At 64.3% G+C, this 13,313-nt stretch carries 16 protein-coding genes; 12 read left to right on the top strand and 4 right to left on the bottom strand.

Translation table 11 applies throughout. The features are described 5' to 3' along the window. Positions 1-58 precede the first annotated feature (58 nt). The 3 genes from ACIGHL_RS18740 to ACIGHL_RS18730 form a co-directional block, all read right to left on the bottom strand. Positions 59-460: a DUF1850 domain-containing protein gene (locus ACIGHL_RS18740; RefSeq protein ID WP_128119950.1), complete on the bottom strand. Its 402-nt coding sequence runs from the start codon at positions 458-460 to the stop codon at positions 59-61. Beyond that, positions 457-2,490, bottom strand: a complete 2,034-nt coding sequence (locus ACIGHL_RS18735) for a TRAP transporter permease (RefSeq protein ID WP_128119949.1) — start codon at positions 2,488-2,490, stop codon at positions 457-459. Before ACIGHL_RS18735 ends, ACIGHL_RS18740 begins: the two co-directional genes overlap by 4 nt. Before the next feature lie 116 nt (positions 2,491-2,606). Next, a complete protein-coding gene (locus ACIGHL_RS18730) occupies positions 2,607-3,560 on the bottom strand; it encodes a TAXI family TRAP transporter solute-binding subunit (protein WP_045423094.1) in 954 nt (317 codons plus the stop codon). Positions 3,561-3,941: 381 nt separating this feature from the next. Here ACIGHL_RS18730 and ACIGHL_RS18725 point away from each other — a divergent pair, with 381 nt between their 5' ends. Further along, positions 3,942-4,370 (top strand): HhH-GDP family DNA glycosylase, encoded by a 429-nt coding sequence (locus ACIGHL_RS18725; RefSeq protein WP_128119948.1) that lies wholly within the window; start codon positions 3,942-3,944, stop codon positions 4,368-4,370. Between the two features lie 79 nt (positions 4,371-4,449). Further along, positions 4,450-4,692 carry a hypothetical protein gene (locus tag ACIGHL_RS18720; protein ID WP_128119947.1) on the top strand — a complete coding sequence of 81 codons (243 nt, stop codon included), beginning with the start codon at positions 4,450-4,452 and terminating at the stop codon, positions 4,690-4,692. A 4-nt stretch (positions 4,693-4,696) separates the two neighbouring features. Here ACIGHL_RS18720 and phnN read toward each other — a convergent pair whose 3' ends face one another. Beyond that, positions 4,697-5,236 (bottom strand): phosphonate metabolism protein/1,5-bisphosphokinase (PRPP-forming) PhnN, encoded by a 540-nt coding sequence (gene phnN / locus ACIGHL_RS18715; RefSeq protein WP_128119946.1) that lies wholly within the window; start codon positions 5,234-5,236, stop codon positions 4,697-4,699. A gap of 111 nt (positions 5,237-5,347) precedes the next feature. On the opposite strand from phnN, the gene ACIGHL_RS18710 reads away from it, so the two are divergent. The 10 genes from ACIGHL_RS18710 to madM all read left to right on the top strand — a co-directional run bounded on the left by ACIGHL_RS18710 (position 5,348) and on the right by madM (position 13,302). Next, positions 5,348-5,785, top strand: coding sequence for a YqaA family protein (locus ACIGHL_RS18710; RefSeq protein WP_128119945.1), 438 nt, complete (start codon positions 5,348-5,350; stop codon positions 5,783-5,785). 116 nt (positions 5,786-5,901) lie between these two features. Continuing rightward, the gene (gene mdcA, locus ACIGHL_RS18705) at positions 5,902-7,569 is read left to right on the top strand and encodes a malonate decarboxylase subunit alpha (RefSeq protein ID WP_128119944.1); all 1,668 of its coding nucleotides are present in this window, start codon (positions 5,902-5,904) and stop codon (positions 7,567-7,569) included. Next, positions 7,569-8,447 carry a triphosphoribosyl-dephospho-CoA synthase gene (locus ACIGHL_RS18700; protein ID WP_128119943.1) on the top strand — a complete coding sequence of 293 codons (879 nt, stop codon included), beginning with the start codon at positions 7,569-7,571 and terminating at the stop codon, positions 8,445-8,447. The genes mdcA and ACIGHL_RS18700 overlap by 1 nt, the downstream gene beginning before the upstream one ends. Positions 8,448-8,449: 2 nt before the next feature. After that, positions 8,450-8,749 carry a malonate decarboxylase subunit delta gene (locus ACIGHL_RS18695; protein ID WP_045423103.1) on the top strand — a complete coding sequence of 100 codons (300 nt, stop codon included), beginning with the start codon at positions 8,450-8,452 and terminating at the stop codon, positions 8,747-8,749. After that, positions 8,742-9,608, top strand: a complete 867-nt coding sequence (locus ACIGHL_RS18690) for a biotin-independent malonate decarboxylase subunit beta (protein WP_046163303.1) — start codon at positions 8,742-8,744, stop codon at positions 9,606-9,608. The genes ACIGHL_RS18695 and ACIGHL_RS18690 overlap by 8 nt, the downstream gene beginning before the upstream one ends. Beyond that, positions 9,605-10,390 (top strand): biotin-independent malonate decarboxylase subunit gamma, encoded by a 786-nt coding sequence (gene mdcE, locus ACIGHL_RS18685; RefSeq protein ID WP_128119942.1) that lies wholly within the window; start codon positions 9,605-9,607, stop codon positions 10,388-10,390. The genes ACIGHL_RS18690 and mdcE overlap by 4 nt, the downstream gene beginning before the upstream one ends. Positions 10,391-10,461: 71 nt before the next feature. Beyond that, positions 10,462-11,082: a malonate decarboxylase holo-ACP synthase gene (locus ACIGHL_RS18680; RefSeq protein ID WP_128119941.1), complete on the top strand. Its 621-nt coding sequence runs from the start codon at positions 10,462-10,464 to the stop codon at positions 11,080-11,082. Continuing rightward, positions 11,079-12,005, top strand: coding sequence for a malonate decarboxylase subunit epsilon (gene mdcH / locus ACIGHL_RS18675; protein ID WP_128119940.1), 927 nt, complete (start codon positions 11,079-11,081; stop codon positions 12,003-12,005). Before ACIGHL_RS18680 ends, mdcH begins: the two co-directional genes overlap by 4 nt. A gap of 130 nt (positions 12,006-12,135) precedes the next feature. Continuing rightward, the gene (gene madL / locus ACIGHL_RS18670) at positions 12,136-12,534 is read left to right on the top strand and encodes a malonate transporter subunit MadL (protein ID WP_045423114.1); all 399 of its coding nucleotides are present in this window, start codon (positions 12,136-12,138) and stop codon (positions 12,532-12,534) included. Between the two features lie 3 nt (positions 12,535-12,537). Further along, complete coding sequence (madM, locus tag ACIGHL_RS18665; protein ID WP_128119939.1) at positions 12,538-13,302, top strand: malonate transporter subunit MadM; 765 nt, start codon at positions 12,538-12,540, stop codon at positions 13,300-13,302. The last annotated feature ends 11 nt before the right edge of the window (positions 13,303-13,313 follow it).

Genomic DNA, 13,313 nt, shown 5'->3' with positions numbered 1-13,313 from the left:
CAAGCGGTGTGTGCTTCCCGGACCAAGGCCCTGCCCGGGACAGGCGCACAATTCCGAATCAGGTGGAGCCCACCGCCTGCGCGGCGCAGCTCCAGAGTTCCAGCGCGGGCTGGTCCGCTTTTGGCGGGCCGAGCCATTCGCTCAAGGCGTGGCAACGCTGGTTGAAACACAGTTGGTAATCCCCTGCTTCGGGGGTTCGCCCCACTCGCAAGGGTTGCAACGGCGGCATCTGGCGCTGGTAGTGCCAGGCCCCGTCACGCAGTTCGGCGTCATCCGGGATTTCCATCCCGGCACCTGAACCCTTGACCCGCGCTTCGCCGAGCAGCAGCCCGTCCGGCGTCACGCGGTAATCCTCTTCCCAACGGATCTTCTCGATCGTGTGGGTCCAGGCCAAGGTGAAGTCGGCAATGGGCACCTGCGCCCACACCACCCCGGCCAAGCCCAGACAGAGTCCGATCACGCCAGTACCGGCCCGGCCCGGCGGGCACGCACGATGTGCTGAGCCAGCAGCAGGAAGCCGATACCAAAGCCGATTTCATCGGTGATCGGCATAGCCATGATCAGCGTCGCACCGGCGGCGAAGCCCAGCACCCGCTCCCACCAGGCCAGCGGTCGCTGCAGGTAGCCGATCGTGGCGATGCCCCAGAGTCCAATGGCAAAGCTTGCCTTCAGCACCATGTACGCAGTCATCCACAGGCTGTCGCCCTGCATCATCAGCGACGGGTTGTAGACCGCCATGAACGGCACCACGAAGCCGGCAATGGCGATGCGCACCGCCCACATGCTGATCTTCAGCCCGGTTTCCTTGGCGATGGGCGCCGCCGCGAAGCAGGCCAGCGCGACAGGTGGTGTCAGGTCAGCCAGGATGCCGAAATAGAACACGAACATGTGCGAGACCAGCAGCGGAACGCCAAGGTCCAGCAGGGCCGGTGCGGCGATGGAGCTGGTGATGATGTAGTTGGGGATGGTCGGAATGCCCATGCCCAGCACCAGGCAGGTGGCCATGGTCAGCAGCAGCGAGAGGAACAGGTTGTCCTCACCCACCGCGAGGATGTAGCCCGCAAAGGTCGAGGCCACACCGGTCAACGACACCACACCGATGATCACGCCGACCAGCGCACAGGCGATACCCACCGGAACCGCATGGCGCGCGCCTTCCACCAGCGCATGCAGGCACACCACCAGGGTGTCGCGCCCGCCCTTGATGAACCAGCAGATCGCTACCAGTACCGCGATAACCCCGAAGATCACCCCGATGCCGAGCTGGAAGAACCCGGCACAGAGCACGCCCAGCGCGATCCAGAAGGCGACGCGCAAGCCGAATGACGAGACCTTGAGGATGATCGCCGAGCCGAGGATCACGATGGCCGTCAGTGCCAGGCCGACCATGCCCGAGAACAATGGCGTACGCCCGGAAAACAGCAGGTAAACCAGCACACCCAGTGGAATCAGCAAGTACCAGCGCTGCTTAACCGCGGCCATGGCGCTCGGGCATTCCTCTTTCGGCAAGCCTTTGAGGTTGGCGCGCTTGGCTTCCAGGTGAACCATCCAAAACACCGAGCCGAAGTACAGCAGCGCGGGGATCAGCGCGGCCTTGGCGACTTCAATGAAGGGTACGTTGATGGTTTCGGCCATGATGAAGGCCACGGCTCCCATCACCGGCGGCATCATCTGGCTGCCCATGGAAGAGGTTGCTTCGACACCGCCGGCAAACGCCGACTTGTAGCCGAAGCGTTTCATCAGCGGAATGGTGAACTGGCCGGTGGTCACCACGTTCGCCACGCCGGAACCGGTGATGGTGCCCATCAGCGCGGAGGACACCACCGACACCTTGGCCGGCCCACCCAGCTTGTGGCCGAACAGGCCCATGGCGAAGTCGGTGAACAGCTTGATCATGCCGGCCTGTTCGAGGAAGGCACCGAAGAGGATGAACAAGAAGATGTAGGTCGCCGACACGTAGGTCGGCGTGCCATACAGACCCTCGGTACCAAAGGCGAGCTGGTTGACCATCTGATCGATGCCGTAGCCACGGTGCGCGAGATCGCCGGGCAGGTACTGGCCGAGCAGGCCGTAGGCCAGGAATGTGGCGCAGATGATCGGCAAGGCGATGCCCATGACCCGGCGAGCGGCTTCGAATACCAGGGCGATCAGCAGCACGCCGACGGCGAAATCGAGGGTCGTGAGGTCGCCGGAGCGCTGGATCAGGTCAGCTTCGAAATACCACTGGTAGAACGCCGTGCCCATGCCCGCCAGGCCCAATACCCAGGCCAGCGGCTGCCAGGGGCGGCCATTGCCCGCGGCTGGAAAGTACAGGTAAACGACCATCAGCAGAAAGCCGACATGCCCGGCTCGTAGTACCTGGCTCGATACCGGGTGAAACGCCGCCATGACGATCTGGTAAATGGAGAACAGCAGGGCCACATAAAACAAAGCTTTTGGCCAATCGGCTGCGCTACCTGCCAGGCCTTCCTCTTGTTGTAGTTCGCTCATGAATTGCCTCGAGCTGATAAAACGTGGTCGCGTAGAGCCGGATTGGACGAGCCGCAGACGTCAGGACTGACGCCCGCGGTTCAGGCTGGGCAGCACCGGGCTGCCCAGGGGCGTAATCAGAGTACGCCGGCTTCCTTGTAGTAACGCTCGGCACCCGGGTGCAGCGGGATCGGCAGCGCCTTGGTGGCGTTTTCCAGCTTGATGTCCTTGGCGGCAGAATGCGCGTTGCCCAGCTGGTCGAGGTTCTCGAACAACAGCTTGGTCATCTGGTAGGCAATGTCATCCGGCACGTCCGAATGGGTCACCAGGATGTTGGTGATGGCAACGGTCGGCACGTCGGCTTCCTGGCCGTCATAGGTACCCGCCGGGATCTTCGCTGCCTGGTAGGCGTCGTTGCCGATCTTGTCGACCACGTCTTGCGGGATTTCCACGTAGTTCAGCGGCATGGTCGAAGCCAGGTCGCGAATGGCGGCCATACCCAGGCCGGCCGACTGCAGGGTGGCATCCAGCTGGCGGTTCTTGATCAGCTCGACGGATTCGGCAAACGGAAGGTATTCCACCTTACCCATGTCTTCGTAGCTCAGGCCGGCCGCCTTGAGGATGGCGCGAGCGTTGAGTTCGGTGCCGGATTTCGGCGCGCCGACGGAGATCGACTTGCCCTTGAGGTCGGCCAACGTCTTGATGCCGGACTCTTTGCTGGCGACGATCTGGATGTAGTTCGGGTAGCTGCCGCCGATGGCGCGCAGTTTCTTCAGGGGTGCCTTGAAGCCGGCTTCCTCGACGCCATTCCAGCCGTCAGCCACAGAGTCACCGAGGGCAAAGCCCAGCTCGCCACGACCGGATTGCAGCAGATTGAGGTTTTCGACCGAAGCCTTGGTTGCCTGCACGGAGGTTTTCGCGCCGTCGATGCCTTTGCTATACAGCTGGGAGATGCCCACCCCGATTGGGTAGTACACACCGCTGGTGCCGCCCGTGAGGATATTGATGAAGGTCGGGGCAGCCACTGCGGCGGTGCTGGCGGTGAAGGCCGCTGCGGCAGCGAGCAGGCTGAAGCGTTTGGTCAATCTCATGGTGTATCTCCGTTTCGTTGTTATTGGTTTTGCAGAACTGACGATAGACGATCAGCTACAGCGCCAGGGCTGCATGCAACGACAAGAAAAGGAGAGACGGCGTCGGACGTGCTTTCACAGAGTGAAGCAGGAGCGCTGTGCGGCTTTTCTTGTCGTTGGTCGTCGCATCGGGCAGTTAAGACTTAGCACGAGCTGTGCCATAACGCTGAAGGCTCTGTTTCGGCGGGTCAGGGCTGCCTCATAGACGCCGTTGGCAAGATTTCGCTCATCGGTGAAGTGGCGATAGGCGGAATTCTGCCTATCGCCGCGCAAAAGTCGATGCGAACCCTGTCCTGCCGTTGGCGTCGCAACAAAGGAATCCTCCGCGAGCGAGACACAGCAATGGCCAGCGAAATCAGTGCGAAAGAACTCGGGATCGATATCAGTCAGGGAGAAGGCGAGCTGTTCAAATGGTTCATCGCCAGCTTCCTGTTCGGCAAGCGCATCCAGCAGGACATCGCTGCCGACGCCTATCGTGTCATCGTCGAAAAGCACCAACGCGACACGCCGAGAAAGATCTGCAATTGCAGCTGGCAAGAGCTGGTGGACATGCTGGGGGAGGGTCACTACGTGCGCTATGACGAATCGACTGCCGAACGCCTGCTCAAACTTTGCGACAAACTCAATAACGAATACGGCGGCAAGCTCGGCAACATTCGCGAAAGGAGCAAGGACCGCAAGGAGCTGGAAAAAAGGCTGGGCGAGTTCGAAGGGATCGGGCCGAAAACGGTGGAGATTTTCATGCGCGAGGCGCAAAAGGTCTGGTCCTGACCGCCGCTGCGACCAGCTGTGCTTGCGCTATGGATCGATCCGGCTAAAGTGGCGCCAGCCCTCCATCGAAGTCCGACCCATGCGCGCCGTTCTCATTGCGTTCAGCCTGTTCTTGCCGCTGCTGGCGTACGCCGCCCCGGCGCCGTATTACCAGTGGCAAAGCAAGGCCGACGGCACGGTGATCTGTCGACAGACCTCGCCGGGGCATGGCTGGGAGCTGCTCAACGGCCAGCGTTTCCGCGATCTCAAGTGCACCATGCCGGCCGGGCGCATCGACCGGCCCAGCGCGGTGCCGGGCTTCCACCCACAGCCAGGGCGCTGATGCGTTAACGATCGATGAGTCGCAGCAGCTTGCTCACTGACTCGTGAAGATCGCCTGAGTTGTCCAGCAGGAAGAGTTCGTCCAGTGAGTCCTCGAAACGTGCATTGCGGGCCAGGCGGGCTTCGATCTGCTCCGGCGTCTCGCGGTTGCGTTTGAGCAGCCGTTGGCGCAGCACCTCGGGGCGCACGCTGAGCAACACCGCCAGCAGGTCGGGGTAGCGCTGGCGCGCCTGCTCAAGATAGCCACGCGAACCGTTGACCAGCACATCCTCACCGGCGGCCAGCCACTGGTCGATCTGGATGGGTATCCCGTATGCAAGTTCGTTGGCGCGCCAGCTCATGGCAAAGGCACCGTCGCGCTCCAAACGATCGAACTCGTCATGACTGACCGCTTCGGCAGATTCGCCCACGGCTTCGGCCGAGCGCGTGATGACTCGCCGTGCGATACGTATGCCGCGCTCGGCCAGGGCTTCGCGTGCCGCATCGAGCACGCTGTCCTTGCCGGAACCGGAAGGGCCGATGAGGTAGATCAACCTGCCTTTCATCAAAATCCTCTGTTACCTTGCCATGCGTGACGCCAAGGCCGCAGCCTGCCAGATTTTCATCATGCATTCTCGTTATGTCGCATCGGCGATGCCTGAGCCCACGATTCCATAATGTTCGACCTGACTGCCTACCTCGGCCTGTTCGGCGCGGCCTTCGCCGCCGCTACGCTGGTACCCGCTCAATCCGAGGCCGTGCTGGTCGGGCTGTTGCTGCATGGCGGCTACTCGCTGACAGGTCTGCTGGCGGTCGCCACGCTGGGCAATGTGCTGGGCTCATTGGTCAACTGGCTGTTGGGCCGATCGATTGAACGCCTGCGCAACAAACGCTGGTTCCCCGTCAGCGCGCAGCAGCTGGAGCGGGCCCAGCGCCGTTATCACCGCTTCGGTCGCTGGTCGCTGCTGCTGAGCTGGGTACCAATCATCGGCGACCCGCTGACAGTAGTGGCTGGCACGCTGCGTGAACCGCTGTGGAGCTTCCTCTTGTTGGTAACCCTGGCCAAGGGCGGCCGCTACGTGCTGCTCGCCAGCGTGACGCTCGGTTGGCTATGAGCCCATCCAGAGCCATCGTTAACCTCAGCGTAACGAAACGCCTCTGCGCTTGATTGATGACCCTCCGGTCATCTCCCTACTGTGCGCTCCACAAGCGGAAAAACAGTGGAGTCGCCATGACAACAACAATCTCCCCACCGCCGCAGTGGTCGCGTCGTCGCGCTGAAAAAGCCCGGCGTCTCGATCAGGTGCGCAGCCTTGCCGATGGCGTGGTGCTGCCCAGCGAGCGGATCGTCGAGGCCCTGGAACTGCTGATCGCCCCCGGTGATCGAGTGGTGCTCGAGGGCAATAACCAGAAGCAGGCGGACTTTCTCTCCCGCTCCCTGGCCCAGGCCGACCCCGGCAAGCTGCATGATCTGCACATGATCATGCCGAGCGTCAGCCGCGCCGAGCACCTGGACCTGTTCGAACGGCAGATCGCGCGCAAGCTCGACTTCTCCTTTGCCGGCCCGCAGAGCCTGCGCATCAGCCAGCTCCTTGAAGACGGGCTGCTGGAAGTTGGCGCCATCCACACCTACATCGAACTCTATTCACGTCTGTTGGTGGACCTGATTCCCAACGTCGCGCTGGTTGCCGGCTTCCAGGCCGACCGTCACGGCAACATCTATACCGGACCCAGCACCGAAGACACGCCGGCGCTGGTCGAGCCCACCGCGTTCAGTGACGGCATCGTCATCTTCCAGGTCAACGAGATCGTCGACGAGTTGCCGCGCGTGGACATTCCGGCGAGCTGGGTGGATTTCGTCGTGGTGGCGGACAAGCCGTTCTATATCGAGCCGCTGTTCACCCGCGACCCGCGCCACATCAAGCCGGTGCATGTGCTGATGGCGATGATGGCGATCCGCGGCATCTACGAAAAACACAACGTCCAGTCGCTCAATCACGGCATCGGCTTCAACACCGCCGCCATCGAGCTGATCCTGCCGACCTACGGCGAATCCCTTGGCCTGAAAGGCAAGATCTGCCGCAACTGGACGCTCAACCCGCACCCGACGCTGATCCCGGCGATCGAGACCGGCTGGGTCGAGAGCGTGCATTGCTTCGGCACCGAGCTGGGCATGGAGAACTACATCGCCCAGCGCCCGGACGTATTCTTCACCGGCCGCGACGGCTCGATGCGCTCCAACCGCATGATGTGCCAGCTGGCCGGGCAGTACGCCGTGGACCTGTTCATCGGTGCAACCCTGCAGGTCGATGGCGACGGGCATTCCTCCACCGTTACCCGTGGTCGCCTGGCCGGTTTCGGTGGTGCGCCGAACATGGGCCACGATCCGCGCGGTCGCCGCCATCCGACCCCGGCCTGGCTCGATATGGCAATGCCCGGTGGCGAAGCCCCAGTGACCATGCTCGAGCGCGGTAAGAAGCTCGTGGTGCAGATGGTCGAGACCTTCCAGGAAGGCGGCAAACCCACCTTTGTCGAGCAGCTCGACGCGGTCGAGGTGGCGAAGAAGAGCGGCATGCCGTTGGCGCCGATCATGATCTACGGCGACGACGTCACCCACCTGCTGACCGAAGAAGGCATCGCCTACCTCTACAAGGCCCGCTCGCTGGAAGAGCGTCAGGCGATGATCGCCGCGGTGGCTGGCGTTACCAGCATCGGCTTGCGGCACAACCCGAAAGACACCGCGCGCATGCGCCGTGAAGGGCTGATCGCGCTGCCGGAAGACCTCGGCATCCGCCGCAACGATGCCACCCGCGAGTTGCTCGCGGCCAAGAGCATCGCCGATCTGGTCGATTGGTCCGGCGGCCTCTACAACCCGCCTGCTAAGTTCAGGAGTTGGTGATGAGCGCACTCATTGCAAGACAGGCGCAGCCGACGCTGGCTGAGCGCCTGGCAGACCTGGCGGTGCAGGCGCTGATCGACGAGGCCGACCTGTCGCCGAAGCCGGGGCTGGTCGATCGACGCGGCAACGGCGCGCATGACGACCTGCACCTGGGTCTGATGCACGCCTCGGCTCATGCGCTGTGGCCTACGTTCAAGGCGATGGCCGAAGCGGCGCAGCAGCTTGGCGAAGTCGGCCAGCCCTTGCGCGAAACCCTCGGCCAGCTGGGGCGGGACGGCGAAGCCGACATGCTCCGCGTCACCCATGGCGTGAATACTCATCGCGGGGCGATCTGGGCGCTGGGGCTGCTCAGCGCGGCGGCGGCTCTCGAAGCCGACGCGCCCGACGCCAGAGGCGTTGCGGCAACGGCCGCGGCACTGGCCCGCTTGAGCGACCCGGCTGCGCCGCACAACCCACACAGCCATGGCGCGCAGGTCTGCCGGACCTATGGCGTGCTCGGTGCACGGGAACAGGCCCAGCACGGTTTTCCTGCCGTCATCGAACAGGGCCTGCCACAACTGCTGGTGAGCCGCCGCGGCGGGGCAGGTGAGCAGAACGCCCGGCTCGATGCACTACTGGCGATCATGACCGAGCTGAGCGACACCTGCGTGCTGCACCGCGCGGGCCTCGATGGCCTGACCCGCATGCAGCAGGGCGCTCGCGCCGTGCTGGCTGCCGGCGGTTGCGCCAGCCTCGCCGGGCGCCGCCAGCTGCGCGCACTGGAAGGCGAGATGTTGTCGCTGCGTGCCTCGCCGGGCGGCGCCGCCGACCTGCTTGCCGCCACCTTATTCCTCGACCGCCTGGCGCCATTTGCGCCGGCGCCGACTGGGAGCAACTGAACATGGAAACCCTGTCTTTCGAATTCCCCGCCGGGCAGCCCGCCCGCGGCAAGGCCCTGGTCGGCGTGGTCGGCTCGGGCGATCTGGAAGTGCTGCTCGAGCCGGGCCAGGCCGGCAAGCTGGCGATCCAGGTGGTCACCTCGGTCAATGGCGCCGAGCAACGTTGGCAGCAACTGTTCGAGCGGATGTTCCGCGAGCAGAACCTGCCGGCGCTGAACATCGATATTCACGATTTTGGGGCCACGCCCGGTGTAGTGCGTCTGCGCCTGGAGCAGGGACTGGAGGAGGTCGGCCATGACTGATGTGTCCGCTAATACCGTGGCCCGTTTACTCGAGTCGCGCAGCTTCGTCGAACTCGGTGCCCGCCAGCGTGCCCGCGCACTGCTGGACGCGGGTAGTTTTCGCGAACTGCTCGATCCGTTCGCCCGTGTCACTTCACCCTGGCTGCCGAAGCAGGGCATCGTCACCCAGGCCGATGATGGCGTGGTGGTTGCCAAAGGCACCATCGACGGCCAGCCGGCGGTGATCGCCGCCATCGAAGGCGCCTTCCAGGGCGGCAGCATGGGCGAGGTTGGCGGGGCGAAAATCGCCGGCGCGCTGGAGCTGGCCGCCGAGGACAATCGCAAGGGCGTTCCGACCCGTGCCGTGCTGCTGCTAGAAACCGGCGGCGTGCGCCTGCAGGAAGCCAACCTGGGCTTGGCCGCCATCGCCGAAATCCAGGCGGCGATCGTCGAGCTGCGCCAATACCAGCCGGTGATCGGTGTGGTCGCTGGCTCCGTCGGCTGCTTCGGCGGCATGTCCATCGCCGCCGGGCTGTGCAGTTATCTGGTCGTCACCCGTGAGGCCCGCGTCGGCCTCAACGGCCCGCAGGTGATCGAGCAGGAAGCCGGTCTCGACGAGTACGACTCGCGCGACCGCCCGTTCATCTGGAGCCTGACCGGCGGCGAGCAGCGCTATGCCAGCGGCTTGGTGGATGCCTACGTCGCTGACGACACCGACGCCATTCGCGAGCAGCTCCACGAGCTGTTTGCCCTGGGCATACCCGTTCAACCACGTAGCCGTCGCCATGCCTGGTTTCTGCAGCGCCTGGCCGACGTTGATACCCGCACGCAGCTCGATGCTGCCGCCGTGCGTGCCCTCTACGAAGGAGATGCCCAATGAGCCGTGGACTGAACTGGTTGCAAGCCTTGGCCGGCGGTCAGGCACTCGCAGGCTATCCGGCCTCGGTAAAGGTGGTCGATGGCACCCTCGGTGACCGTACCGCCCGCTATATCGCCGTGGTACCGGATGCTGAGAACCCCTTCCCGCGCGCGCGCAACGGCGAGGTTGGCCTGTTGGAAGGCTGGGCGCTGGGTCAGGCGCTGGATGAGGTGATCGAGACGGATCGCGACAAGGCGGACAAGCGCGTGGTGGTCGCCATCGTCGACGTGCCGAGTCAGGCCTATGGCCGTCGCGAGGAGGCGCTGGGCATCCATCAGGCGCTGGCCGGTGCGGTGGACGGTTATGCCCGGGCGCGCCTGGCCGGGCATCCGGTGGTCTCGTTGCTGGTGGGCAAGGCGATGTCCGGTGCCTTTCTGGCCCACGGTTACCAGGCCCAGCGGATCATCGCCCTGCGCGATCCGGGCGTGATGGTGCATGCCATGGGCAAGGCCGCCGCCGCCCGCATCACCCTGCGCAGCGTCGAAGAGCTGGAAGCGCTGGCCGAATCGGTGCCGCCGATGGCCTATGACATCGACAACTACGCAACCCTCGGTTTGCTCTGGGAAACCCTCTCGGTGGACAGCATCGAGCAGCCGTCAGCCGGTGATCTGCAGCAGGTGCGTGACTGCCTACAGCAGGCCGTCGCCGACATCGGCAACAGCACTGACCTGCGCGGTCGTCTCGGCGCGCCGAACCGTGAGGCCTCGTCGCGTGTGCGCGACCTGTTGCGTGAGCAGTGGTAGGCAAAACGTAGCGGACGCCACTCGCCAAACGAACTCAGCACTCGACAACAACAATCACGAGGAGGCTGTAGATGCATGACATGACACGCCCCCATGACCTGCTCTGGGGCATGACCCCAGCGCAGTTGCCCGCAGATGCGCCCGATTGGGCACGTCAGGTGGTCGATGCCGGCCAGCCGGTCGTGGTCCGCCGGGCAGTGGTGGCTAGCGGTCAGATCGCGGTGGGCCTGCGCGGCAGTCGCCGTGAAGAGCGCTACGCCTCGGTGATGGTGGCGAGCGCGGTGCTGAGGCGCGTGCGTCCGGAGCAGCTTGTCGAGCGGCTGCCCGTTGCCGAACTACCGGCGCTGTGTGCGCTGGCTGAGTTGAAGCCAGCGCTCGATGCGCTCGGTCTGTGCTGGGGTGTCACGGGTTCGGTCGGCTACCAACTGGCGACCGGGCTGCCGACGGCCCATGCCGACAGCGATCTCGATCTCTTGTTGCGCACGCCCCTGGCACTCTCACGCCCCAGGGCGCGGGAACTCCAGCGCTTGTTAGACGAGGCGCCTTGCCGCGTCGATATGCAGATGGAAACTCCCGCCGGTGCGATTGCCTTGCGCGAATGGGCCGGCCACTCGCCCCGAGTGTTGGTCAAATGCGCTACCGGCGCGCGGCTTGTCCGCGGTCCGTGGGCCCCTGAGGAGCTGGCCGCATGAGCAGCCTGTTCGCCTTTCCCGGCCAGGGTGCGCAGAAGCCTGGCATGTTGCATCGCCTACCGCAGGAGCCGGAGGTACTGGACTGTCTGCAGCAGGCCAGCGATGTGCTTGGCGAAGATGCGCTGACGCTGGACAGCGAAACGGCTCTGGCTTCGACCCGTTCCGTGCAGCTGTGCCTGCTGATCGCCGGTGTTGCCAGTGCTCGATTATTGATGCGGGGCGGCCAGGCGCCCGACTACGTTGCAGGCCTGTCGATCGGCGCCTACGCCGCGGCCGTGGTGGCCGGCTCGCTGGACTATCGGGACGCCGTGCGGCTGGTCGCCCTGCGCGGTGAGCTGATGCAGCAGGCCTACCCGCAAGGCTACGGCATGACGGCCATCCTTGGCCTGTCGCTGACTGCGGTTGAAGGCCTGCTGGCGGAGGCCGAGGAACCCGCGTACCTGGCCAATATCAATGCCGACAACCAGCTCGTGATTGCCGGCAGCGATGCGGCCATGGCCGCGTCGGCCGTGCGCGCCAAGGCTCTTGGTGCTTCCTGCGCGCGGCGCCTGGCGATGAGCGTGCCCTCGCATTGCGCGCTTCTGGCGGAGCCGGCGCGGCAGCTTGCCGAAGCCTTTGCTGCCGTCGAGCTGCGTGCCCCGCGGATTCGCTATCTGAGCGGCTCGTCAGCACGCCCGGTGTTCGATGCAGAGCGTTTGCGTGACGACCTGGCCTTCAACATGTGCCGCGTCGTCGACTGGCACGGCACCCTGCGCACCGCCTACGAACGCGGCGTGCGCTTGCATATCGAACTGCCCCCCGGCTCGGTACTGACCGGCCTGGCGCGGCGGGTTTTTGAACAAGGAACGCTGATCGCCTTTGACGGCGCCCGGTTGGACACACTGGACGCCTTGCTGCGTCAGGAGGGCAGCCAGAGCCGATAGATCGCGTGCATTTCAGAGCGAGCGAGCCGTACTCGCCACTGTTCGATGGATAAAAACAACGACCTCGACAACACACGCGCATCGGAGCCGGTAGCACCGGGCCTGAGCGCAACCCAAAAGGACAATAACAATGATTATCTTCGGTGTGGCCTTCCTGGCCTTGTGCACCCTGACAGGCATCTTCGTCGGTGAACTGTTGGGCAAACTGATCGGCGTCCCTGCCAACGTCGGCGGCGTCGGTATCGCCATGGTGCTACTGATTCTGCTTGGCAGCTATCTCAAGTCGCGTGGCCTGTTCACGATGGATTCGGAGCAGGGCGTCAAGTTTTGGAGCGCCGTCTATATCCCGATCGTGGTCGCCATGGCGGCGCAGCAGAACGTGTATGGCGCCCTCAGCGGTGGCCCGATGGCCATCCTCGCCGGCGTCGCCGCGGTGGCCATCGCCTTTGCCCTGGTACCGGTGCTCGACCGAATCGGCCGAAAAAAGCTTGAAGCCGATGAAGCCAAACCACTGACCAACGAGGGCTAAGCCATGTACGAATCTCTACTCAAGGTCGTCTCCGGCTACGGTCTGATCAGCGGCTTCGCCATCATCGGCGCCACCATGTGGTTCTCCTACTGGCTGTCGGACAAACTCACCAAGGGCCGTCTGCACGGCTCGGCGGTGGCCATCCTCATCGGTCTATTGCTGTCCTACATCGGCGGCGTGGTGACCGGCGGGCAGAAGGGCCTGGTTGATATCGCGCTGTTCTCCGGCATTGGCTTGCTGGGCGGCTCAATGCTGCGGGACTTCGCCATTGTCGCCACTGGCTTCGGCGTCAGCGTCGAGGAACTCAAGCGCGCCGGGTTGGTGGGCGTGCTGGCATTGTTCGTCGGCGTATTCTCGTCGTTTATTGCGGGCGTCTCGGTGGCCATGGCGTTCGGCTACACCGATGCGGTCAGTCTGACCACCATCGGCACCGGCGCAGTGACGTACATCGTCGGCCCGGTAACCGGCGCGGCGATCGGCGCCAGCTCGGAGGTGATGGCGCTGTCCATCGCGGCGGGCCTGGTCAAGGCGATTCTGGTGATGATCGCGACGCCGTTCTTCGCACCAATGATCGGTTTGAACAACCCGCGCGCGGCGGTCATCTTTGGCGGGCTGATCGGCACGTCCAGTGGCGTCGCCGGTGGTCTGGCGGCGACCGACGCCAAGCTGGTGCCCTACGGTTGCCTCACCGCGGCGTTCTATACCGCACTCGGTTGCCTGCTTGGCCCGTCGCTGCTGTTCTTCATCATGCGCGGACTGCTCGGTTGAGTTGCCTCGAG

Origin of the sequence: Pseudomonas sp. NPDC077451, assembly GCF_044543345.1 — a bacterium.
GTDB lineage: Bacteria > Pseudomonadota > Gammaproteobacteria > Pseudomonadales > Pseudomonadaceae > Stutzerimonas.
The sequence above is the reverse complement of the archived record's forward strand: the minus strand, read 5'-3'. Positions and strand labels throughout refer to the sequence as shown.

Bases quoted from the DNA above. Each gene is read 5' to 3' on its own strand.
- ACIGHL_RS18690 (WP_046163303.1), top strand. From the start codon at position 8,742: ATGACTGATGTGTCCGCTAATACCGTGGCCCGTTTACTCGAGTCGCGC.
- ACIGHL_RS18710 (WP_128119945.1), top strand. From the start codon at position 5,348: ATGTTCGACCTGACTGCCTACCTCGGCCTGTTCGGCGCGGCCTTCGCC.
- mdcH (WP_128119940.1), top strand. From the start codon at position 11,079: ATGAGCAGCCTGTTCGCCTTTCCCGGCCAGGGTGCGCAGAAGCCTGGC.
- ACIGHL_RS18680 (WP_128119941.1), top strand. From the start codon at position 10,462: ATGCATGACATGACACGCCCCCATGACCTGCTCTGGGGCATGACCCCA.
- ACIGHL_RS18735 (WP_128119949.1), bottom strand. From the start codon at position 2,490: ATGAGCGAACTACAACAAGAGGAAGGCCTGGCAGGTAGCGCAGCCGAT.
- mdcE (WP_128119942.1), top strand. From the start codon at position 9,605: ATGAGCCGTGGACTGAACTGGTTGCAAGCCTTGGCCGGCGGTCAGGCA.
- phnN (WP_128119946.1), bottom strand. From the start codon at position 5,236: ATGAAAGGCAGGTTGATCTACCTCATCGGCCCTTCCGGTTCCGGCAAG.
- ACIGHL_RS18730 (WP_045423094.1), bottom strand. From the start codon at position 3,560: ATGAGATTGACCAAACGCTTCAGCCTGCTCGCTGCCGCAGCGGCCTTC.
- ACIGHL_RS18695 (WP_045423103.1), top strand. From the start codon at position 8,450: ATGGAAACCCTGTCTTTCGAATTCCCCGCCGGGCAGCCCGCCCGCGGC.
- ACIGHL_RS18700 (WP_128119943.1), top strand. From the start codon at position 7,569: ATGAGCGCACTCATTGCAAGACAGGCGCAGCCGACGCTGGCTGAGCGC.
- madL (WP_045423114.1), top strand. From the start codon at position 12,136: ATGATTATCTTCGGTGTGGCCTTCCTGGCCTTGTGCACCCTGACAGGC.
- madM (WP_128119939.1), top strand. From the start codon at position 12,538: ATGTACGAATCTCTACTCAAGGTCGTCTCCGGCTACGGTCTGATCAGC.
- mdcA (WP_128119944.1), top strand. From the start codon at position 5,902: ATGACAACAACAATCTCCCCACCGCCGCAGTGGTCGCGTCGTCGCGCT.
- ACIGHL_RS18720 (WP_128119947.1), top strand. From the start codon at position 4,450: ATGCGCGCCGTTCTCATTGCGTTCAGCCTGTTCTTGCCGCTGCTGGCG.
- ACIGHL_RS18725 (WP_128119948.1), top strand. From the start codon at position 3,942: ATGGCCAGCGAAATCAGTGCGAAAGAACTCGGGATCGATATCAGTCAG.